Below are 21,457 nucleotides of genomic sequence, written 5' to 3'. Positions count from 1 at the left end.
GATGCTGGTTGCTCATGGGTGGAACGTTGACTATTCGGCACTCTTTGATTCTTGGGTCACTAGTACTGCTTCGGCGTGGAACGTGGGATCAGGAGGATTGAGGGTGTCGGGCACGTTGTTGGGTGTCTGAGGGTACGGCCGTTTGGTTGTTCCTCATGCCGACCCCAGTGAACTTGAGGCTTTTGGTCTCGGGGTGATGGGTGGTTGGTCGTTGTTTGAGAACTGCACAGTGGACGCGAGCATCTGTGGCCAAGTTTTTAAGGGCGCACGGTGGATGCCTTGGTACCAGGAACCGATGAAGGACGTGGGAGGCCGCGATAGGCCCCGGGGAGCTGTCAACCGAGCTTTGATCCGGGGGTGTCCGAATGGGGAAACCCGGCAGTCGTCATGGGCTGTCACCCGCTGCTGAATGTATAGGCAGTGTGGAGGGAACGCGGGGAAGTGAAACATCTCAGTACCCGCAGGAAGAGAAAACAACCGTGATTCCGGGAGTAGTGGCGAGCGAAACCGGATGAGGCCAAACCGTATGTGTGTGATACCCGGCAGGGGTTGCATGTGCGGGGTTGTGGGATTGCGCTTCAGTCGTCTGCTGGCGGCTGGGTGAGTCAGAAACCATCATGATAGGCGAAGGACATGCGAAAGGTCCGGCGTAGAGGGTAAGACCCCCGTAGCTGAAATTGTGATGGCTCACTTGCGTGACTCCCAAGTAGCACGGGGCCCGAGAAATCCTGTGTGAATCTGGCGGGACCACCCGCTAAGCCTAAATATTCCCTGGTGACCGATAGCGGATAGTACCGTGAGGGAATGGTGAAAAGTACCGCGGGAGCGGAGTGAAATAGTACCTGAAACCGTGTGCCTACAAGCCGTGGGAGCGTCGGACATCAGCTTGCTGGTGTCTCGTGACTGCGTGCCTTTTGAAGAATGAGCCTGCGAGTTTGCGGTGTGTTGCGAGGTTAACCCGTGTGGGGAAGCCGTAGCGAAAGCGAGTCCGAACAGGGCGGTTGAGTAGCACGCTCAAGACCCGAAGCGGAGTGATCTAGCCATGGGCAGGTTGAAGCGGCTGTAAGAGGTCGTGGAGGACCGAACCCACCAGGGTTGAAAACCTGGGGGATGACCTGTGGTTAGGGGTGAAAGGCCAATCAAACTCCGTGATAGCTGGTTCTCCCCGAAATGCATTTAGGTGCAGCGTCGTGTGTTTCTTGCCGGAGGTAGAGCACTGGATAGGCGATGGGCCTTACCGGGTTACTGACCTTAGCCAAACTCCGAATGCCGGTAAGTGAGAGCACGGCAGTGAGACTGTGGGGGATAAGCTCCATGGTCGAGAGGGAAACAGCCCAGAGCATCGACTAAGGCCCCTAAGCGTACGCTAAGTGGGAAAGGATGTGGAGTCGCAGAGACAACCAGGAGGTTGGCTTAGAAGCAGCCACCCTTGAAAGAGTGCGTAATAGCTCACTGGTCTAGTGATTCCGCGCCGACAATGTAGCGGGGCTCAAGCGTACCGCCGAAGTCGTGTCATTGCAGCAATACTCCCAACGGAGGCTGTGATGGGTAGGGGAGCGTCGTGTGCCGGGTGAAGCTGCCGCGTAAGCGAGTGGTGGACGGTTCACGAGTGAGAATGCAGGCATGAGTAGCGATTCACACGTGAGAAACGTGTGCGCCGATTGACTAAGGGTTCCTGGGTCAAGCTGATCTGCCCAGGGTAAGTCGGGACCTAAGGCGAGGCCGACAGGCGTAGTCGATGGATAACCGGTTGATATTCCGGTACCCGCTGTGAAGCGTCAAACATTGAATCCAGTGATGCTAAGCCCGTGAAGCCGCCCTGATCTCTTCGGAGTTGAGGGGAGTGGTGGAGCCGGTGACCCAGGCTGGTAGTAGGTGAGTGATGGGGTGACGCAGGAAGGTAGTCCATCCCGGGCGGTGGTTGTCCCGGGGTAAGGGTGTAGGGCGTTGCGTAGGTAAATCCGCGTAGCTTGTGCCTGAGACCTGATGCCGAGCCGATTGTGGTGAAGTGGATGATCCTATGCTGTCGAGAAAAGCCTCTAGCGAGTTTCATGGCGGCCCGTACCCTAAACCGACTCAGGTGGTCTGGTAGAGAATACCGAGGCGTTCGGGTGAACTATGGTTAAGGAACTCGGCAAAATGCCCCCGTAACTTCGGGAGAAGGGGGGCCACACTTGGTGATCCGATTTACTCGGTGAGCTGGGGGTGGCCGCAGAGACCAGCGAGAAGCGACTGTTTACTAAAAACACAGGTCCGTGCGAAGCCGTAAGGCGATGTATACGGACTGACGCCTGCCCGGTGCTGGAACGTTAAGGGGACCGGTTAGCTGACTTTCGGGTTGGCGAAGCTGAGAACTTAAGCGCCAGTAAACGGCGGTGGTAACTATAACCATCCTAAGGTAGCGAAATTCCTTGTCGGGTAAGTTCCGACCTGCACGAATGGCGTAACGACTTCTCGACTGTCTCAACCATAGGCCCGGTGAAATTGCATTACGAGTAAAGATGCTCGTTTCGCGCAGCAGGACGGAAAGACCCCGGGACCTTTACTACAGTTTGATATTGGTGTTCGGTTCGGCTTGTGTAGGATAGGTGGGAGACTGTGAAGCGGCCACGCCAGTGGTTGTGGAGTCGTTGTTGAAATACCACTCTGGTCGTGCTGGATGTCTAACCCGGGTCCGTGATCCGGATCGGGGACAGTGTCTGATGGGTAGTTTAACTGGGGCGGTTGCCTCCTAAAGAGTAACGGAGGCGCCCAAAGGTTCCCTCAGCCTGGTTGGTAATCAGGTGGTGAGTGTAAGTGCACAAGGGAGCTTGACTGTGAGACCGACGGGTCGAGCAGGGACGAAAGTCGGGACTAGTGATCCGGCGGTGGCTTGTGGAAGCGCCGTCGCTCAACGGATAAAAGGTACCCCGGGGATAACAGGCTGATCTTCCCCAAGAGTCCATATCGACGGGATGGTTTGGCACCTCGATGTCGGCTCGTCGCATCCTGGGGCTGGAGTCGGTCCCAAGGGTTGGGCTGTTCGCCCATTAAAGCGGTACGCGAGCTGGGTTTAGAACGTCGTGAGACAGTTCGGTCCCTATCCGCTGTGCGCGTAGGAATATTGAGAAGGGCTGTCCCTAGTACGAGAGGACCGGGACGGACGAACCTCTGGTGTGCCAGTTGTTCTGCCAAGGGCATGGCTGGTTGGCTACGTTCGGGAGGGATAACCGCTGAAAGCATCTAAGCGGGAAGCCTGCTTCGAGATGAGTGTTCCCACCTCCTTTGAGAGGGTAAGGCTCCCAGTAGACGACTGGGTTGATAGGCCGGATATGGAAGCCCTGTGAGGGGTGGAGTTGACCGGTACTAATAGGCCGAGGGCTTGTCCTCAGTTGCTCGCGTCCACTGTGTTGTTCCCAGACAACGAACAGCGTTGTCGGTTTGAACACCACTTAATTGAAAAGTGTGCTTGTTCGCTGACCCTGTTCAGCTCCGTACTTTGTGCGGGGGGTCTGAAAGGGTTTCGGTGGTCATAGCGTGAGGGAAACGCCCGGTCCCATTCCGAACCCGGAAGCTAAGCCTCAAAGCGCCGATGGTACTGCAAGGGGGACCTTGTGGGAGAGTAGGACGCCGCCGAACAATCTTTGAAGGACCCCTGGTCCCGGCGTACACGCTGGGACCAGGGGTCCTTTTTGTTTTCGTACACTTTTTCTGTAGGACCACCGCTCGTCAGGTATGCGGTGGCAGCCAGTCCCGAGGAGTTCCGCATGTCCCCCAACCCTTCCGACGAGCGTCCCGAGCGCCGAGGCCGCGACCGGGACGGCGGTGAGCGGGGCGGACAGCGCGGTGGCGGCTTCCGCCGTGACGGCCAGCGCGATGGTCAGCGCGGCGGCGGTTTCCGTCGTGACGACCGTGGTGAGCGCCGTGACGACCGTGGTGGGTTCCGCCGCGACGACCGTGGTGGGTTCCGCCGCGACGATCGTGGCGACCGTCGTGACGACCGGCCGCCGTTCCGCAGGGACGACCGTGGTGAGCGGCCTGCTTTCCGCAGGGACGACCAGGGCGGGCGTCCCCCGTTCCGTCGTGACGACCGCCGTGACGACCGGCCCTCGTACCGCCGCGACGACCGTGGCGACCGCTCCGGTTTCCGTCGTGACGACCGTGGTGAGCGCCGTGACGACCGTGGTGGGTTCCGCCGCGACGATCGTGGCGACCGTCGTGACGACCGGCCGCCGTTCCGCAGGGACGACCGTGGTGAGCGGCCTGCTTTCCGCAGGGACGACCAGGGCGGGCGTCCCCCGTTCCGTCGTGACGACCGCCGTGACGACCGGCCCTCGTACCGCCGCGATGACCGTGACGCGCCGCGTCGTGACGACCGCCGTGACGATCGCGGCGGGTTCCGCCGTGACGACCAGGGCGGGCGCCCTCCGTTCCGTCGTGACGACCGCCGTGACGACCGGCCCTCGTACCGCCGTGACGACCGCGATGCCCCGCGTCGTGACGACCGCCGTGACGACCGTGGTGGGTTCCGCCGCGATGACCGTGGCGACCGCCCCTCGTACCGCCGCGATGACCGTGACGCGCCGCGTCGTGACGACCGCCGTGACGACCGTGGTGGGTTCCGCCGCGATGACCGTGGCGACCGCCCCTCCTACCGGCGTGACGACCGTGACGCCCCCCGTCGTGACGACCGGCCCTCGTACCGCCGTGACGACCGGGATGCCCCGCGTCGTGACGACCGCCGCGACGACCGGGGCGGTTTCCGGCGTGACGAGCGGCCTCGGCGTGATGACCGCGGAGGGTTTCGCGGCGGACGGGACGGGCGCCCCTCCGGGCCTCGGCGTGACGACCGGCGCGATGACCGGCGTGGTGGTGGCGGGTTCCGCGGGCGCGAGGACCGCGGGGGCCGGGACCGGCGTGACGACCGTGGCGGCTACCGCGGCGACAGGGACCGTGAGCCCGTCAAGCGGCTGCCGATTCCCGAGGAGGTCACCGGCTTCGAGATCGACGGCGCGGTGCGCCAGGAGCTGATGAGCCTGCCCAAGACGCTCGCCGACGACGTGGCGCGCAACCTCGTCATGGTCGCGCAACTCATCGACGAGGACCCGGAGAAGGCGTACGGCTACGCGAAGGTCGCGCTGCGGCTCGCCTCGCGCGTCGGTGCCGTCCGCGAGGCGGCCGGTTTCGCCTCGTACGCGACGCAGCGCTACGACGAGGCGCTGAAGGAGTTCCGTACCGCGCGGCGCATGTCGGGCAGTGTGGAGCTGTGGCCCGTCATCGCTGACTGCGAGCGCGGGCTCGGGCGGCCCGAGAAGGCCCTGGAGATGGCCGGGGCGCCCGAGGTGCAGAAGCTGGACAAGGCCGGGCAGGTCGAGATGCGGCTCGTCGCCGCCGGGGCCCGCCGCGACCTCGGACAGCTCGACGCGGCGATCGTGACCCTCCAGAGCCCCGAGCTGGCCTCGCACGGCGTCCACCCGTGGACCGCGCGGCTGCGCTACGCGTACGCCGACGCGCTGCTCGCCGCGGACCGTACCGAAGAGGCGCGCGAGTGGTTCGCCAAGGCCGTCGAGTCCGACAAGGACGGTACGACCGACGCCTCCGACCGGCTCGCGGAGCTGGACGGGGTCGAGTTCACGGACGCCTACGAGGAGGACGCCGAGGCGGACGCGGGGGCCGGCGCCGACGCGCACGCCTCGGCCGAGGAGGACGCCGAGCCGGAGGCCGTACGGTCCGAGGACACGCGGGGCGCGGACGACGCGCGGCAGGACGACTGACCGTCGTGACGCCCTGAGGGGCTGAGCGGCGGAGACGAAGCGGGTGGTGCCCCCGAGAGGGGACGCCACCCGCTTTCGTGCGTTCGGAGCCGGTCAGATCGTCAGATCGCGAAGGACGAGTCCCGTCGCCGGTTTCGGGCCGAACGAGGTGGACTTGCGGGGCATACGGACCCCCTGCCCGGCCAGTTCGCGTACGACCGACTCGGGGACGGGATGGAGGAGGACGGCCGTGCCGTCCGTGCGCGCCGCCTGTTCCGCGACGGCCGCCGCGTCGTGCAGGTAGCTGATCGAGCCGGGGGCGTCGGGAACGTGCCACAAGTGGTCGAGAAGCGTCGTGTGCAGGACGGTCGCGTCCAGGGAACGCCAAGCGAGCGGCTGATCGGCCGGGACGGTGCGGTCGAGGAGCACGGGGTCGGGGCGGTCGACGAGGTGGAACGTGACGCCGTCGGTGAGGAGGAAGGCGTTGCCGTCCTCGGCGGCGTCCGCGAGGGCCTGACGGGCGTGCGGCAGTGGGCCGTCCACCTGGCGTACGCGGAAAGCGCCGTCCAGGGCCGAGAGGGCCGACTTCAGGGGGAGAGCGGGCAGGAGCCGGTGGATCGCGCGTACCCGCAGCGGATAGCGCGCCGTGTCCACCAGGAGGACGAGCCCTTCGTCCCAGGGGCCGGGGGAGGTGTGCTGCTGTCTCAGCCGCAAGTACGTCGCCCAGCGGTGGTGGCCGTCCGCGATGAGCGCCTGGCGCTGCGCGAGGTCGGCGCGTACCTCGGCGACCGCGGCCGGGTCCGTCACGGCCCACAGGCGGTGTGCGAAGCCGTCCTCGGTCGTCGTGGCGAGGAGCGGAGCCGTCCGTACGGTGTCCTCGACGACGCGTGCCGCGCCGGGGCCCTCGTCCTCGCGACCGTGGTACGTCAGGAGGAGCGGCTCCAGGTTCGCGGCCGTCGCGCGGAGGAGGTCGGCACGCTCGGCCACCACCTCGGGAATGACGTCCTCATGCGGCAGGACGATGCCCTCGGAGGGCTCCGAGAGACGCAGAGCGCCGATGACGCCGCGCTGGAGGATGCCGTCGCCGCGTTGCTCGTACACGTACAGCGCCGGTCGTGGGTCGATGGCCAGGATGCCGTCGGCGAGCCAGGCGCGCAGCGTGCGGGCGGCCCGCTCGTCGCGTACGGCGGGCGACTCCCCCTGCGGCAGGATGAGCCGCACGATGTTGTGCGGGTCGGCGTTCTCCAAGTGCAGCAGGCCGTCGGGGCGCACGACGACGTCGTACGGCGGAGAGGTCACGGCGGCGAGCGAGCGCACGCGCTCCGGGACGTAGCGCACGCCGCGGAAAGGTGACAGGTGCAGTCCGTTCTGCTCGGGCCCCGGAGAAGTCATCCGTGCATCGTATGCGCGAAGCGGGGGCGGACGGCGGGCGGTGCGCGGCGGCGCGAGCGCCCGTGCTGCGGGGAGCCGACGCCGGGCGGTGCGGTGGCGTGTGCGGGGCGGCGCGGCGGGCGGTAGCGGGCGGGTGCCCGGCGGTGCGGGGCGCGGGGATCGGGGATGATCGGGAAGACGGATGATCGTGCAATCGTGCACACGAACGCCGAGCGAGGAGTGCCGCACCATGACCGAGGATGTCCGGATCGCGACCGGAGCGAGTGAGGAACGGCTCGACGCGGTGTACGACACGGCGCTGCTCGACCTGGACGGGGTCGTCTACGCGGGCGGCGAGGCCGTGGCGCACGCCGTCGACTCGCTCGCCACCGCGCGCGAGGGCGGGATGCACCTCGCGTACGTCACCAACAACGCGCTGCGCCCCCCGGCCGCCGTGGCGGCGCACCTCAGCGAGCTGGGCGTCCCTGCGGACGCGTCGGACGTCATCACGTCCGCGCAGGCCGTCGCGCGGCTCATCGCCGACGAGCAGCCGGAGGGCGCGCGGGTGCTGCTCATCGGGGGCGAGGGGCTGCGGCAGGCGCTCGTCGAACGCGGCCTCGTGCCCGTCGACTCGGCCGATGACGCGCCCGCGGCGGTCGCGCAGGGGTACGGGGGGCCGGAATTCCCGTGGTCGCGCTTCGCGGAGGCAGGGTACGCGGTACGGGCCGGGGTGCCGTGGTACGCGTCGAACACCGACCTCACGATTCCCAGCGGGCGCGGGATCGCGCCGGGCAACGGGGCGGCTGTCGAGGTGGTGCGGATCGCTTCGGGCGGTGAGCCGAAGGTCGCGGGCAAGCCGCTCCCGCCGATGCACCGCGAAACGATTCTGCGTACGGGAGCGAAGCGGCCGCTCGTCGTGGGGGACCGGCTCGACACGGACATCGAGGGCGCGCACGCGGGCGGCGTCGATTCGCTGCTCGTGCTGACGGGTGTGACGGACGTGGCGGCACTGCTGCGTGCGGTGCCCGAGCACCGGCCGACGTATGTGGGGCGGGACCTGCGCGAATTGCTCGTGGGGCACGAGGCGCCGCGAGCGCAGGGCGAGGGAGTGTGGGCGTGCGGCGCGGCGCGGGGGCGCGTCCGCGACGGCGAGCTTGTGCTGGAGGTGGGCGACGAGGCGAGTCCGGGTGGCGGGGGCGCGCTGCTCGACGGGTTGCGGGTGTTGTGCGCGGCGGCGTGGAGCGCGGGGGGAGAGCAGGCCTTCGCGGGGGAGATCGCGGGGGCGGTGAAGTCCTGGGGCGCCTTGGAGGGCGCTTGAGGTGACGGAGGGGCGCTTGGAGTGAGGAGGAGGCGCGCGGGCGGCGGCGTGGCCGAACGGCTTGTGCGCGGGCACGTGCCGGGGGGATTCCGCGGGGCGCTCGGGGGTGTGGGGAGGGGCGCGAGGGGGCGTGCGGGTGTGACGAGGTGTGGGGGGGAGCGGTGGGGGAGTGGTGAGGGAGCGGCGGAGGCCCGGGGATGCGCGAATTCCTTTCACCCTGAAGGGTGAGGAGATTTTTGGGTTCGGCGAAGTTATCCACAGATTCGTGGAGCGGGGGGTGGGGGCGGGCGGGGGGTGCGAAAGAATGGTGTTGGGGCTGCCCCCGGGTGGGTGGGGGTGTGTCCGTTCGCAGCATGCTCACCCGTCGCCTCCCCGGAGACCGGCCGTCGACCGCTCCACCACCACGCCCCTCAGCGGTTTTGGCCCCTTCGGCGGGGTAGCGTCGGCGGCATGAGCGACGAGGAACCTGCGGACGGGGGAGCCGCGCCCGGGAGCGGGACCGGCGACTCGGCGGAGCCGGGGACGGGAACGGGCGCTGTGCCGGAGGCCGGCGCCTCGGCAACGGCCGCTGTCCCGCCGACGGCCGATGCCTCGGCGGAGCCCGGGGCTTCGGCGGAGGCTGGGTCCTCACCATTGGCCGGAGTTTCGCCGGAGGCCACCGCCCCGCCAACGGTCGCCGTCCCGCCAACGGTCGCCGTCCCGCCAACGGTCGCCGTCCCCCCAGCGACCGGCCCCTCGGCCCAACCTGGGCCCTCCGGTGGCGCCAGGCCCTCCGGTGGTGCCGGGTCCCCCGGTGCGGGGAGCTTCGCCGCGGCCGTGGAGGCCTTCGCGCGGGCCGTGGTCTCGGGCGAATCCGTGCCGGTGGATCAGCCGGGGCGGTCGGGGCAGGTCCCGGAGGGGCGCTCCGAGGGGCCGGGTGAGGGCGGTGATTCCGTACGGGGGCCGTCAGGGGATGACGTCCGCGGGTCCGGGCCCGCCCGGGAGAGTGGCGCGGCGGCGGGTACCGGTGGTGAGGGTGACCCTTCCGGTGAGTCCGGGGCGGAGAGCGGACCGCGGCCGCTCGGGGTGGTGCGGGCCGGGACCGGGGACGCGCGGGTGGACGGGCTGCTCGGGCGGCTCGCGGATCTGGACGAGTTGCCCGTTGCCGAGCATCAGGGCGTGTACGAGGAGACGCACGAGGGGCTGCGGGCCGTCCTCGCGGCGCTCGACGTGGCGCAGGGGCCGCCGCCCCCGGCCGCGCGGTGACCGCGGCGGGCGCTCTTGTCGGACCTCCGCCGTAGCATGCCCTCAAGGCGCGTGACCTGCATCGTCCCGCGTGCCCCGGCATCCCGTGCCGACGATGACCAGCAAGGAGCTGAACCGAACGTGGCAGGAGTGGCCCGCCGCCGCCTCGACGCCGAACTCGTCCGTCGCAAACTCGCCCGCTCGCGGGAGCACGCCAGCCAGCTCATCGCCGCCGGGCGGGTCAGCGTCGGCGGCGCGCTCGCGCTGAAACCGGCGACGCAGGTCGAGACGAGCGCCCCCGTCGTCGTCACCCCCGACGAGGACGACCCCGACTACGTCTCGCGCGGCGGGCACAAGCTCGCCGGGGCCCTGGAGGCCTTCGTGCCGCGGGGGTTGCGGGTCGAGGGGCGGCGCGCGCTCGACGCGGGCGCGTCCACCGGGGGCTTCACCGACGTCCTGCTGCGCGCGGGCGTCGCCCAGGTCGTCGCCGTCGACGTCGGGTACGGGCAGCTCGCCTGGTCGCTCCAGAGCGATCCCCGCGTCGTCGTCAAGGACCGCACCAATGTGCGCGAGCTGAGCCTCGACCTCATCGATGGCGAGCCTGTCGGCCTCGTCGTCGGTGACCTCTCCTTCATCCCGCTCGGCCTCGTGCTGCCCGCCCTCGTCCGCTGCTGCGCCCCCGACGCCGACCTCGTCCTCATGGTCAAGCCCCAGTTCGAGGTGGGCAGGGAACGGCTCGGCAGCGGTGGCGTCGTGCGCAGCCCCGAGCTGCGCGCCGAGGCCGTCAGGCATGTCGCCGGGCAGGCCGCGGGACTGGGCCTCGGTGTCCTCGGCGTCACCGCGAGCCCCCTGCCAGGTCCCTCAGGAAACGTCGAGTACTTTCTTTGGCTGCGCGCCGGGGCTCCCCCGCTCGACCCGGCCGACGTCGACCGAGCGGTTGCGGAAGGACCCCGATGACCGAGACCGCCAAGCCCGCCCACAGCAAGCCCGCCCACACCGTGCGGCCCGACGAGGGCCCGCGCACCGTCTTCCTCCTCGCCCACACCGGGCGTCCTGCCGCGATCCGCAGCGCCGAACTCGTCGTCCAGGGCCTCCTGCGCTGCGGCCTCGGCGTGCGGGTCCTGGAGGAGGAGGCCTCCGACCTGCCGCTGCCCGAGACCCCGCAGGTCGAGCTGATCCAGGAAGCCACGCCCGAGGCGCTCGACGGCTGCGAACTGCTCGTCGTCCTCGGCGGCGACGGCACCCTGCTGCGCGGCGCCGAACTCGCGCGCGCCTCCGGCGTCCCCATGCTCGGCGTCAACCTCGGGCGCGTCGGCTTCCTCGCCGAGGCCGAGCGCGACGACCTCGACCGCGTCGTCGACCGCGTCGTCACCCGCGCCTACGACGTCGAGGAGCGCATGACCCTCGACGTCCTCGTGCACAGCGGTGGCAGGCTCGTGCACACCGACTGGGCGCTCAACGAGGCGGCCGTGCAGAAGATCTCCCCCGAGCGCATGCTCGAAGTCGTCCTGGAGATCGACGGCCGCCCCGTCACCGGGTTCGGCTGCGACGGCATCGTCTGCGCGACCCCCACCGGGTCCACCGCCTACGCCTTCTCCGCGGGAGGCCCCGTCGTCTGGCCCGAGGTCGAAGCGCTCCTCATGGTGCCCATCAGCGCCCACGCCCTCTTCGCCAAGCCCCTCGTCACCTCGCCCACCTCGATACTGGCCGTCGAGGTCCAGGAGGGCGGCTCGCCGAGCGGCGTCCTGTGGTGCGACGGACGGCGGTCCGTCCCGCTGCCCTCGGGAGCGCGCGTCGAGGTGCGGCGCGGAGCCGTCCCCGTCCGCCTCGCCCGGCTGCACCACGCCTCCTTCACCGACCGGCTCGTCGCCAAGTTCGCCCTGCCCGTCGCCGGCTGGCGCGGCGCCCCCGCCTGACCCGGGACGGGCAGGGCGACACCGGAAAGACCCGCGAGGCGGGGGAGACCGGGGAACCGGCACGGTGCGTTCTCCTCGTACGGCCGTGTGTCGCTCGTACGCTCGTACGGGGGATACGCGGCCCCGTACGGGGGACGCGCCACCGTGCCGTCACGGCCGTGCGCACACCCGCACTCGTGTCAACCGGGCGGGGTGACGTCGCCCAGGGGGAAGAAAACCTCGTATGGTCATGTGCGTGTTGGAGGAGATGCGGATACGGTCGCTCGGCGTCATCGACGACGCGGTGGTGGAGCTGTCACCCGGCTTCACCGCCGTGACAGGTGAGACCGGCGCGGGGAAGACGATGGTGGTCACGAGCCTCGGGCTGCTGCTCGGGGGGCGTGCCGACGCGGCGCTCGTACGGATCGGCGCGAAGTCCGCCGTGGTCGAGGGCAGACTCACGCTGCCGCCGGGCTCGGCCGTGGCGCGGCGGGTCGAGGAGGCGGGCGCCGAACTCGACGAGGACGCGCTGCTCATCAGCCGTACCGTCTCCGCCGAGGGCCGCTCGCGCGCCCACCTCGGCGGCCGCTCCGTGCCCAACGGGATGCTCGCCGAACTCGCCGACGAACTCGTCGCCGTGCACGGCCAGACCGACCAGCAGGGCTTGCTCAAGCCCGCCCGGCAGCGCGCCGCGCTCGACCGGTACGCGGGCGAAGCCGTCGCCGCGCCGCTCGCCAGGTACCGCACCGCCTACCGCGGCCTGCGCGCCGTCGCCGGCGAACTCGCCGAGCTGACCACGCGCGCCAGGGAACGGGCCCAGGAGGCCGACCTGCTGCGCTTCGGTCTCGACGAGATCGCCGCCGTCGAACCGCTGCCGGGCGAGGACGCCGAACTCGCCGCCGAGGCCGAGCGGCTCGGCAACGCCGAGACCCTGCGCGCCGCGGCGGCGGGCGCACACACCGCGCTCGTCGGCAACCCCGAGGACCCCGAGTCCATCGAGGCCACCTCGCTCGTCGCCGGGGCGCAGCGCGCCCTCGACAGCGCGGGCGCCCACGACCAGGCACTCGCCAAGCTCGCCGGGCGCCTCGGCGAGATCGGCATCCTCCTCACCGACGTCGCCGGCGAACTCGCCGGGTACGCCGACGACCTCGACGCCGACCCGCTCCGGCTCGCCGCCGTCGAGGACCGTCGCGCCGCGCTCGCGCAGCTCACCCGCAAGTACGGCGAGAACAGCGACGCCGTACTCGACTGGGCCCGTACCTCCGCCGAGCGGCTCCAGGAACTCGAAGGCGACGACGAGCGCATCACCGAACTCGGCGCCGAGCGCGAACGGCTCGCCGCCGAACTCGCCGACCTCGCCGCCGAGCTGACCCGGGCCCGCACCGAGGCCGCCGCGCGCTTCGCCGACGCCGTCACCGCGGAACTCGCCTCGCTCGCCATGCCGCACGCCCGCGTCAGCTTCGCCGTCTCCGCGACCGAGGTCGACGAGGACAGCGAGGGCGTGCTCGTCGACGGGCGGCGCCTCGCCTACGGCCCGTACGGGGTCGACGAGGTCGAACTGCTCCTCGCCCCGCACCCGGGCGCGGCCCCCCGGCCCATCGCCAAGGGGGCCTCGGGCGGTGAGCTGTCCCGCGTCATGCTCGCCGTCGAAGTCGTCTTCGCCGGGACCGACCCCGTGCCCACGTACCTCTTCGACGAGGTCGACGCCGGGGTCGGCGGCAAGGCCGCCGTCGAGATCGGGCGACGCCTCGCCCGGCTCGCGCGCGGCGCGCAGGTCGTCGTCGTCACCCACCTGCCGCAGGTCGCCGCCTTCGCCGACCGGCAGCTGCTCGTCGAGAAGACCCACGAGGGGAGCGTCACCAGCTCCGGGGTCACGGTCCTGGAGGGCGAGGCGCGCGTGCGGGAGCTGTCGCGGATGCTCGCGGGGCAGGAGGACTCCGAGACCGCCAGGGCGCACGCGGAGGAACTGCTCGCCGCGGCGCGCGGGGACCGGAGCGACGACACGCAGGGGTGAGCGCCGTGCGGGAGCGGGGATGTCGTGGCCGATACCGGTCCGTGAAGGGCACACCGGCCCCCGCGCAGCTGGCATCCTGTCAGGCAGCAATGTCCGCGAGCCCGTAGCCGAGCAGCCGATCCAGGAGCGCCAGCCACCGTGAGCAGCCCGTCGAGCCGAGCAGGACACACTCCGCTGCGCACGGTGCAGGTACTCGGCGGCGGCAGCGCGGGAAGCAGCGTGCACGTGCGCTCGCTCGCCGCCGGGCTCGCCGCACGCGGAGTGCACGTCACCGTCTGCGCGCCCCACGCGCTGGAGACCGCCTACGATTTCACCTCCGTCGGCGCCCGTCACATTCACATTCCGCGCAGCGGCGACCCCGTCTCGCTCGCCGCGCTCCGCACCGTCTGCGCCGACGCCGACCTCGTCCACGCGCACGGCCTGCACGCCGGGCTGCGCACCGCGCTCGCGCTCGCCGGGCGCCGCGTCCCGCTCGTCGTCACCTGGCACACGCGCGGCCACGCCGAAGGCACCCGCGCGCACGCCCTGCGCCTCCTGGAACGCCGCGTCGCCCGTGCGGCGACCGTCCTCCTCGCCACATCCTCCGACCTCGTCGACCGCGCCCGCGCCCGCGGCGCACGCGACGCGCGCCTCGCCCCCGTCGCGCTCCCCGCGCCGCCCCCGCCGCCCGCCAGCGCCCCCGCCGAGCAGAAGGCGCGCGCCGACATCGGCGCGGTCGAACGGCCCCTCGTCCTCGCGGCCGGTTCCCTCGTACGGCACCGGGGGTACGGGGCGCTGCTCGACGCGGCGCGCGCGTGGCGGGCGCTCGCTCCCGTACCGCTGCTCGCCGTCGCGGGCGAGGGGCCCCTGCGCGGTGCGCTCCAGGCCAGGATCGACACCGAGGACCTCCCCGTGCGGCTGCTCGGCAGCCGCGACGACCTGCCCGCGCTGCTCGCCGCGACCGACGTCGCGGTGCTGCCGAGCCGCTGGGAGGCGCGCGCCCTGTTCGCGCAGGAGGCGCTGAGCCTCGGCGTGCCGCTCGTCGCCTCGGCGGTCGGCGGCATCCCCGAACTCGTCGGCGAAGCGGCCGAACTCGTCCCGTACGGCGATGCCCCGGCCCTCGCCGCGCGCGTCGCCGCCCTCCTCGCCGATCCCGTACGGCGCGCCGAGCTGGGCCGCGCGGGCCGACGGCAGGCGGCGGGCTGGCCCACCGAGGACGCGACGGTCGCGCAGGTGCTGAGCGTCTACGACGAACTGACGCACCCCGAGCCGCTGTTCTGACGGGCCCGGTGAGGCGCGGGCCCCTGCTCGCCTCTGCCACGCGCGGGCCCCGCCCGCCAGCTCACGCGTGCCGTCGGGCCCGCAGTGCGAGGCTCAGCGAGAGCACCGTGTGCGGGTCGTCGAGGTCCGTGCCGAGGAGTTCGCCGATCCGCGCGAGGCGGTTGTAGAGGGTCTGCCGGTTGAGGTGCAGGGCGCGCGCCGTCTCCGCCTTGCGGCCCGCGTGGTCGAGGAAGGTCTCCAGGGTCGGCAGGAGCGGGGGCCGCGCCGTGCGGTCGTGGCGCAGGAGCGGGCCGAGCGCGCGCTCGACGAAGGCCGCGAGGTCCGGCTGGCCGCGCAGCCGCCACAGGAGCAGGTCGATGTCGAGCCGCCGCGCGTCCCACCACGGGCGCGGGTCCAGGTCGGGGGCCGCGTCCGCCGCGTGCGCCGCGTGCCGCAGCCCCGCGGCCGCTGCCGCCCACCCGCCCGCCGGACCCACCACGACCACCGGCTCGGGGGCGCCGGGCCGCAGGAGCCCCGCCCGTTCCGTACCCGCCCGCAAAGCCGCCGCCGCCCGGTCGGCGAGCCCGGCCCGCTCCGCTTCCTCGCGCAGCCCGAGCAGCAGCGGCACGCGCCCCTCCACGGGCCGCACGCCCAGCAGTACGGGCACACCGAGCCCGCTCAGCTCCTCGTGCATGGCCCGTACGAGCTGCCCCCACCCCGCCCCCGGCGCCCCCGTCGTCTCCGGGAGCTTCATCACGAGCGGCAGGAGCAGACCGGTGGCCGGCCGGAAGCCGAGCACCGCGGCGCGCGCGGGCGCGTCGTCGGGGGCGGTGCGCGCCTGGGCGAGGTCGGTGAGGAAATCGCCCCTGCCGAGCGCCGCCAGCTCCTCCTCCTGCCGCGCCTGCATGAGCACCACGGCGAGGATGCCCGCGACGCGTTCCGTCGCGAGCCGGTGCGCGGGCCGCACCGGGCCCGCCACGGGAAGCAGTACGAGCCGGGCCCGCACCGCCCCCGGTGCCCCGGGCGCCGCGCCCGCCACGTCCACGAGCACCGAACCGGCGGGCGGCCCCCCGGCGCGCGCCGCCCTGCTGCCCCGCAGCCGCTCCCACACCGGCAGCGCCTCGCCCTCGCCCGGGCCGCCCCAGACCCCGTACAGCAGACCGCCGCCCGCCGTCTCCAGGAAGACCGGGTTGCCGACGAACGCCGCGAGCGCGGCGAGGACTTGGGGCACGCCCCCACCGCCGAGCACCGCCTCGGTGCACCGCCTGTGCACCTCCTCGGCCTGGCGCAGCACCGCGTAGTGCCCGTTCACGATCTCGGTGTGGATCTCCTCGGTCACCGCGACGAAAGGGACCTCGCGGTGGAGCTGCACGAGCGGGAGACCGGCCGCGCGGGCGGTCTCGACGAGAGCGGCGGGCAGGCGCGTGAAGCGCGGGCCCAGCTCGACGACGAGCGCCGCGATGCCGCGCTCGGCGAGCCGCCGCACGAAGGCGCGCTGCTCGGCGGGGCGGTCGCCGAGCCCGAGCCCCGTCGTGAGCAGCAGCTCGCCGCCCTTGAGGAGCGAGGCGATGTTCGGCACCTCGCCCGCGTGGACCCACCGCACGGCGCGATCGAGTCGTTCCCCGCAGGCCAGCACCTCCGGCAGCCCACCGCGCAGCCCCGGCAGCTCCAGCGCCCGCCGTACCGTGATCCCGCCCTGACTCTCCACGCGCGGACGCTACCGCGCCGGGCGCCGGGCCGTCATCCGCGCGCGTCGGCCGAGGTCACACCGTACGAAGGCCGGGGCAGCGCGCACGAAGGCCCCGGACCGTACGGGCCCGGGGCCTTCCTCCTGCCTGCCGTACGCGGCGGCCTGCCGCTCAGCCCCCGTACGCCCCGCTCGCCGTCAGGCGCAGGGCCGTGTCGATGAGGGGGACGTGGCTGAACGCCTGCGGGAAGTTGCCGACCTGGCGGCCGCGTACCGGGTCCCACTCCTCGGCGAGCAGACCGAGGTCGTTGCGGAGCGAGAGCAGGCGCTCGAAGAGCTTGCGGGCCTCGTCGACGCGGCCGATCATCGCGAGGTCGTCCGCCATCCAGAACGAACAGGCGAGGAACGCGCCCTCGTCGCCCGCGAGCCCGTCCACGCCCGCGTCGTCGCCGGTGGTCGGGTAGCGCAGGATGAAGCCGTCCTTCGTGGACAGCTCGCGCTGGATCGCCTCGATCGTGCCGATGACGCGCTTGTCGTCGGGCGGCAGGAAGCCCATCTGCGGGATGAGGAGCAGCGAGGCGTCCAGCTCCCGGGAGCCGTACGACTGCGTGAACGTGTTGCGCTCGGGGTCGTAGCCCTTCTCGCACACGTCCCTGTGGATGTCGTCCCGCAGCTCCTTCCAGCGCTCCAGGGGCCCGTCGGCGTCCCCGGACTCGATGAGCTTGATCGTGCGGTCCACGGCGACCCACGCCATGACCTTCGAGTGCACGAAGTGGCGGCGCGGGCCGCGCACCTCCCAGATGCCCTCGTCCGGCTCCGACCAGTGGTTCTCCAGGTACTGGATGAGCTTGAGCTGGAGCAGCGAGGCGTAGTCGTTGCGTGCCAGGCCCGTCATGTGCGCGAGGTGCAGGGCCTCGGTGACCTCGCCGTACACGTCGAGCTGGAGCTGCCCCGCCGCGCCGTTGCCGACCCGGACGGGCGTGGAGCCCTCGTAGCCCGGCAGCCAGTCCAGCTCGCTCTCGCCCAGCTCACGCTCGCCCGCGATCCCGTACATGATCTGCAAGTTCTCCGGGTCGCCGCCCACCGCGCGCAGCAGCCACTCGCGCCAGGCGCGGGCCTCGTCGCGGTACCCGGTGCGCAGCAGCGAGGAGAGCGTGATCGCCGCGTCACGCAGCCACGTGAAGCGGTAGTCCCAGTTGCGGACCCCGCCGATCTCCTCGGGCAGCGACGTCGTCGGTGCGGCGACGATCCCGCCCGTCGGTGCGTACGTGAGCGCCTTGAGCGTGATGAGCGAGCGGATCACGGGCTCGCGGTAGGGGCCGTGGTACGTGCACTGCTCGACCCATTCCTGCCAGAACTCCTCCGTCGCCGCCAGGGCCTCGTACGGCCTCGGCAGGGCCGGCGGGGGCAGGTGGCTCGCCTGCCAGGAGATGACGAAGTAGACCTTGTCACCGGGGCCGACCGTGAAATCGGAGTACGTCGTGAGGTCCTTGCCGTACGTCTCCGCGTCGGTGTCGAGCCACACCGAGTCGGGGCCCGATACGGCGACCGTGCGCTCGTCGACCCGGTGCACCCACGGCGTGATCCGCCCGTAACTGAACCGCATCCGCAGGCTGGAGCGCATCGGCACCCGGCCGCTGAGCCCTTCCACGACGCGGATGAGCTGGGGCGCCTCCTCGCGCGGGCCCATGAAATCGGTCACGCGCACACTGCCGCGCGGGGTGTCCCACTCGGACTCCAGGATCAGGGAATCCCCCCGGTACGTTCTGCGGTCGGCGTTGGGCGGCTGAGTACCGGGGGCGAACGCCGGTCCCAGCCGCCAGAATCCGTGCTCCTCGGTCCCGAGGAGACCCGCGAAGATCGCCTGCGAATCGAAGCGGGGGAGGCACAACCAGTCGACCGTGCCGTCCCGGCAGACCAGTGCGGCGGTCTGCAAGTCTCCGATGAGTGCGTAATCCTCGATGCGCCCGGCCACGTGCATCTCCAGTCGAACGGCCACGGCGCGCCCCTCTGCGGGGCGCCTCGCGCTGCGGTCAAGGGTGCGCCGCCGGGCTGCTGTTCCCAGGGTGGGCGGGGGGATTCTTCTGGCCTCCCCCCGTCGCCCACCTCCACCCCTTGTGAGGAAGCGCTTGCGCGGTCCAGTTTCGTGAGCCCGGCGGCGGATGTCCGAGCAGGATACGACGCCCCGTGGTGATCCGTGCGACTGTCGGGTCACGGCGGTAGGGCCGAATGGGTGAGGCTTGTGTTGTGGCGCGGTAAAAGCCGGGCGCGTTGGATGTGCCCGGTGCCCGTGCATACACGCAGCGTGCGGGCCATGCCCCCGTACGGACCGGGCGAAACCCGCGCCGCCGGAAAGCCCCGCCGACGCTGATACCCTGGTAGCCCGTGGACCGGTGGGCCCTTTACAGACCGTGAGACCCCCGCCCGCAGCGACGGACCTTCCCCTCCGGCACATCGAGCGCCGGCGCGGAACTCCGGTCCGCACTCCAGACCGCGACCACGGGAGCCCCCTCTTGGCCATGCCGAACCGCACCTCGTCCACGACGACCAAGCACATCTTCGTCACCGGGGGTGTCGCCTCCTCACTCGGCAAGGGCCTCACCGCCTCCAGCCTGGGGGCGCTCCTGAAGGCGCGCGGTCTGCGGGTGACGATGCAGAAGCTCGACCCCTACCTCAACGTGGACCCGGGGACGATGAACCCCTTCCAGCACGGTGAGGTCTTCGTCACCAACGACGGCGCCGAGACGGACCTCGACATCGGTCACTACGAGCGATTCCTCGACGTCGACCTCGACGGCTCGGCGAACGTCACCACCGGCCAGGTCTACTCGCAGGTCATCGCCAAGGAGCGGCGCGGCGAGTACCTCGGCGACACCGTGCAGGTCATCCCGCACATCACCAACGAGATCAAGGGCCGTATCCGGCGCCTGGCGACCGACGACGTCGACGTCGTCATCACCGAGGTCGGCGGCACCGTCGGCGACATCGAGTCGCTGCCCTTCCTGGAGACCGTCCGCCAGGTGCGGCACGAGGTCGGCCGCGACAACGTCTTCGTCGTGCACATCTCGCTGCTGCCCTACATCGGCCCCTCCGGCGAGCTGAAGACCAAGCCGACCCAGCACTCCGTCGCGGCCCTGCGCAACATCGGCGTCCAGCCCGACGCGATCGTGCTGCGCGCCGACCGCGAGGTGCCGCTGTCGATCAAGCGCAAGGTCTCGCTCATGTGCGACGTCGACGAGAGCGCCGTCGTCGCCTGCCCCGACGCCAAGTCGATCTACGACATCCCGAAGGTGCTGCACGGCGAGGGCCTCGACGCCTACGTCGTCCGCAAGCTCGACCTGCCCTTCCGCGACGTGGACTGGACCGTCTGGGAGGACCTGCTCGACCGCGTCCACAAGCCCGACCACGAGGTCACGGTCGCGCTCGTCGGCAAGTACATCGACCTGCCCGACGCCTACCTCTCGGTCACCGAGGCGCTGCGCGCGGGCGGCTTCGCCAACCGCGCCCGCGTCAAGGTCAAGTGGGTCACCTCCGATGACTGCAAGACCCCCGCGGGCGCCGCCGCCCAGCTCGGCGACTGCGACGCGATCTGTGTGCCCGGCGGCTTCGGCGACCGCGGTGTCGTCGGCAAGGTCGGCGCGATCACGTACGCCCGCGAGCACAAGATCCCGCTCCTCGGGCTCTGCCTCGGCCTCCAGTGCATCGTCATCGAGGCCGCCCGCAACCTCGCGGGCATCGAGGACGCCAACTCCACCGAGTTCGACCCGGCGACCGCCCACCCGGTCATCTCCACGATGGCCGAGCAGCTCGACATCGTCGCGGGTGAGGGCGACATGGGCGGCACGATGCGGCTCGGCATGTACCCGGCGAAGCTCGCCGAGGGCTCGATCGCGCGCGAGGTCTACGAAGGCCGCGAGTACGTCGAGGAGCGCCACCGCCACCGCTACGAGGTCAACAACGCGTACCGCTCGGAGCTGGAGAAGAAGGCAGGCATCGTCTTCTCGGGCACCTCGCCCGACGGCAAGCTCGTCGAGTACGTCGAGTACCCGCGCGAGACGCACCCCTACCTCATCGCGACCCAGGCCCACCCCGAACTGCGCTCCCGCCCGACCCGCCCCCACCCGCTCTTCGCCGGGCTGGTGAAGGCGGCCGTGGAGCGGCAGCGGCAGAACGCCTGAGCGGCCACCGGCGACACAAGGGGCGCCCCCGGATGCGTACGCGTGTCCGGGGGCGCCCCTTCGGTGTGCCGGTTTCTTCGCGGGGGCAGGCGGGCTGCGGGAGGATGAGGGCATGACGATCAAGGACAACTCCGAGCAATGGCGGACCACGGCGAGCGAGACGCCGTGGCGGGGCGCCAAGACGAGCGTGCGCAGCGACAAGGTCGTGATGCCCGACGGCGAGGTCGCGACCCGCGACTACCAGGTGCACCCCGGGTCCGTCGTGATCCTCGCGCTCGACGAGGAACGGCGCGTCGTCGTCGTCAACCAGTACCGCCACCCCGTACGCGAACGGCTGTGGGAGCTTCCCGCCGGGCTGCTCGACGTCCCCGGCGAGAACCCCCTGCACGCGGCCCGGCGCGAACTCTTCGAGGAGGCGCACCTGGAGGCCGAGGAGTGGCACGTGCTCGTCGACCACTACTCCTCGCCGGGCGGCTCCGACGAGGCGGTACGGGTCTTCCTCGCGACCGGGCTGCGCGACGCGGGCGAGGAGCGGTACACGCCGGACGGGGAGGAGGCCGACATGCGCAGCGCGCGCGTCCCCTACCAGGACCTCGTCCGCGGCTGCCTCGGCGGGGAACTCCACAACAGTTCCCTCGTCATCGGCGCCCTCGCGCTCGGCGCCCTCCTCGACGGCTCCGAGGACACCGAGGCCGCGCTCAGCGGGCTCCGCCCTGCCGACGCGCCCTGGCCCGCCCGCCCCTTCTGAGCACGCCCTTTCCCCGCCCTCCCACCACAGCCCCGGTCATCTGAAGAAATA

13 protein-coding genes and 2 rRNA genes are annotated in these 21,457 nt (G+C 71.1%); 12 read left to right on the top strand and 3 right to left on the bottom strand.

Features of this window, described 5'->3' with window-relative positions:
• Positions 1-247: 247 nt before the first annotated feature.
• The 4 genes from ACQYWQ_RS04995 to ACQYWQ_RS04980 all read left to right on the top strand — a co-directional run bounded on the left by ACQYWQ_RS04995 (position 248) and on the right by ACQYWQ_RS04980 (position 5,753).
• A 23S ribosomal RNA gene (locus ACQYWQ_RS04995) occupies positions 248-3,369 on the top strand.
• A 132-nt stretch (positions 3,370-3,501) separates the two neighbouring features.
• Positions 3,502-3,618: ribosomal RNA gene (gene rrf, locus ACQYWQ_RS04990) — 5S ribosomal RNA — on the top strand.
• A gap of 207 nt (positions 3,619-3,825) precedes the next feature.
• Entirely contained in the window at positions 3,826-5,010 is a 1,185-nt protein-coding gene (locus ACQYWQ_RS04985) for a hypothetical protein (protein ID WP_431039411.1), read from the top strand.
• Complete coding sequence (locus ACQYWQ_RS04980) at positions 4,950-5,753, top strand: tetratricopeptide repeat protein (RefSeq protein ID WP_431039065.1); 804 nt, start codon at positions 4,950-4,952, stop codon at positions 5,751-5,753. The genes ACQYWQ_RS04985 and ACQYWQ_RS04980 overlap by 61 nt, the downstream gene beginning before the upstream one ends.
• A 93-nt stretch (positions 5,754-5,846) precedes the next feature.
• Here the strand turns inward: ACQYWQ_RS04980 and ACQYWQ_RS04975 are convergent, their stop codons facing one another.
• On the bottom strand, positions 5,847-7,124 hold the full coding sequence (locus tag ACQYWQ_RS04975) for a DUF1015 family protein (protein WP_431032661.1): 1,278 nt from the start codon (positions 7,122-7,124) through the stop codon (positions 5,847-5,849).
• 229 nt (positions 7,125-7,353) lie between these two features.
• Between ACQYWQ_RS04975 and ACQYWQ_RS04970 the strand changes: the two genes are divergently transcribed.
• The 6 genes from ACQYWQ_RS04970 to ACQYWQ_RS04945 all read left to right on the top strand — a co-directional run bounded on the left by ACQYWQ_RS04970 (position 7,354) and on the right by ACQYWQ_RS04945 (position 14,814).
• The gene (locus ACQYWQ_RS04970) at positions 7,354-8,421 is read left to right on the top strand and encodes an HAD-IIA family hydrolase (protein WP_431032660.1); all 1,068 of its coding nucleotides are present in this window, start codon (positions 7,354-7,356) and stop codon (positions 8,419-8,421) included.
• A 1,068-nt stretch (positions 8,422-9,489) separates the two neighbouring features.
• Positions 9,490-9,666: a hypothetical protein gene (locus tag ACQYWQ_RS04965; RefSeq protein WP_431032659.1), complete on the top strand. Its 177-nt coding sequence runs from the start codon at positions 9,490-9,492 to the stop codon at positions 9,664-9,666.
• Positions 9,667-9,786: 120 nt separating this feature from the next.
• On the top strand, positions 9,787-10,602 hold the full coding sequence (locus tag ACQYWQ_RS04960) for a TlyA family RNA methyltransferase (RefSeq protein WP_431032658.1): 816 nt from the start codon (positions 9,787-9,789) through the stop codon (positions 10,600-10,602).
• Positions 10,599-11,561, top strand: a complete 963-nt coding sequence (locus ACQYWQ_RS04955) for an NAD kinase (protein ID WP_431032657.1) — start codon at positions 10,599-10,601, stop codon at positions 11,559-11,561. Before ACQYWQ_RS04960 ends, ACQYWQ_RS04955 begins: the two co-directional genes overlap by 4 nt.
• A 223-nt stretch (positions 11,562-11,784) precedes the next feature.
• On the top strand, positions 11,785-13,554 hold the full coding sequence (gene recN / locus ACQYWQ_RS04950; protein WP_431032656.1) for a DNA repair protein RecN: 1,770 nt from the start codon (positions 11,785-11,787) through the stop codon (positions 13,552-13,554).
• A 138-nt stretch (positions 13,555-13,692) separates the two neighbouring features.
• The gene (locus tag ACQYWQ_RS04945) at positions 13,693-14,814 is read left to right on the top strand and encodes a glycosyltransferase family 4 protein (protein WP_431032655.1); all 1,122 of its coding nucleotides are present in this window, start codon (positions 13,693-13,695) and stop codon (positions 14,812-14,814) included.
• Between the two features lie 61 nt (positions 14,815-14,875).
• Here the strand turns inward: ACQYWQ_RS04945 and ACQYWQ_RS04940 are convergent, their stop codons facing one another.
• Together ACQYWQ_RS04940 and ACQYWQ_RS04935 are read right to left on the bottom strand one after the other, a co-directional pair.
• Positions 14,876-16,501, bottom strand: coding sequence for a PucR family transcriptional regulator (locus tag ACQYWQ_RS04940; protein ID WP_431032654.1), 1,626 nt, complete (start codon positions 16,499-16,501; stop codon positions 14,876-14,878).
• A 151-nt stretch (positions 16,502-16,652) separates the two neighbouring features.
• Positions 16,653-18,479 (bottom strand): glycoside hydrolase family 15 protein, encoded by a 1,827-nt coding sequence (locus ACQYWQ_RS04935; protein WP_431032653.1) that lies wholly within the window; start codon positions 18,477-18,479, stop codon positions 16,653-16,655.
• 520 nt (positions 18,480-18,999) lie between these two features.
• On the opposite strand from ACQYWQ_RS04935, the gene ACQYWQ_RS04930 reads away from it, so the two are divergent.
• A complete protein-coding gene (locus ACQYWQ_RS04930; protein ID WP_431039064.1) occupies positions 19,000-20,658 on the top strand; it encodes a CTP synthase in 1,659 nt (552 codons plus the stop codon).
• A 112-nt stretch (positions 20,659-20,770) separates the two neighbouring features.
• A complete protein-coding gene (locus ACQYWQ_RS04925) occupies positions 20,771-21,406 on the top strand; it encodes an NUDIX domain-containing protein (RefSeq protein WP_431032652.1) in 636 nt (211 codons plus the stop codon).
• The last annotated feature ends 51 nt before the right edge of the window (positions 21,407-21,457 follow it).

Source organism: Streptomyces sp. P6-2-1, from assembly GCF_050613165.1.
GTDB lineage: Bacteria > Actinomycetota > Actinomycetes > Streptomycetales > Streptomycetaceae > Streptomyces.
Note: the sequence above shows the minus strand (reverse complement) of the source record. Positions and strands in the feature narration are given on the sequence as shown.

What these genes read in the sequence shown, in the direction of transcription:
- ACQYWQ_RS04930 (WP_431039064.1), top strand. Translation starts at nt 19,000, where the DNA reads ATGCCGAACCGCACCTCGTCCACGACGACCAAGCACATCTTCGTCACC.
- ACQYWQ_RS04955 (WP_431032657.1), top strand. Translation starts at nt 10,599, where the DNA reads ATGACCGAGACCGCCAAGCCCGCCCACAGCAAGCCCGCCCACACCGTG.
- ACQYWQ_RS04970 (WP_431032660.1), top strand. Translation starts at nt 7,354, where the DNA reads ATGACCGAGGATGTCCGGATCGCGACCGGAGCGAGTGAGGAACGGCTC.
- ACQYWQ_RS04925 (WP_431032652.1), top strand. Translation starts at nt 20,771, where the DNA reads ATGACGATCAAGGACAACTCCGAGCAATGGCGGACCACGGCGAGCGAG.
- recN (WP_431032656.1), top strand. Translation starts at nt 11,785, where the DNA reads ATGGTCATGTGCGTGTTGGAGGAGATGCGGATACGGTCGCTCGGCGTC.
- ACQYWQ_RS04975 (WP_431032661.1), bottom strand. Translation starts at nt 7,124, where the DNA reads ATGACTTCTCCGGGGCCCGAGCAGAACGGACTGCACCTGTCACCTTTC.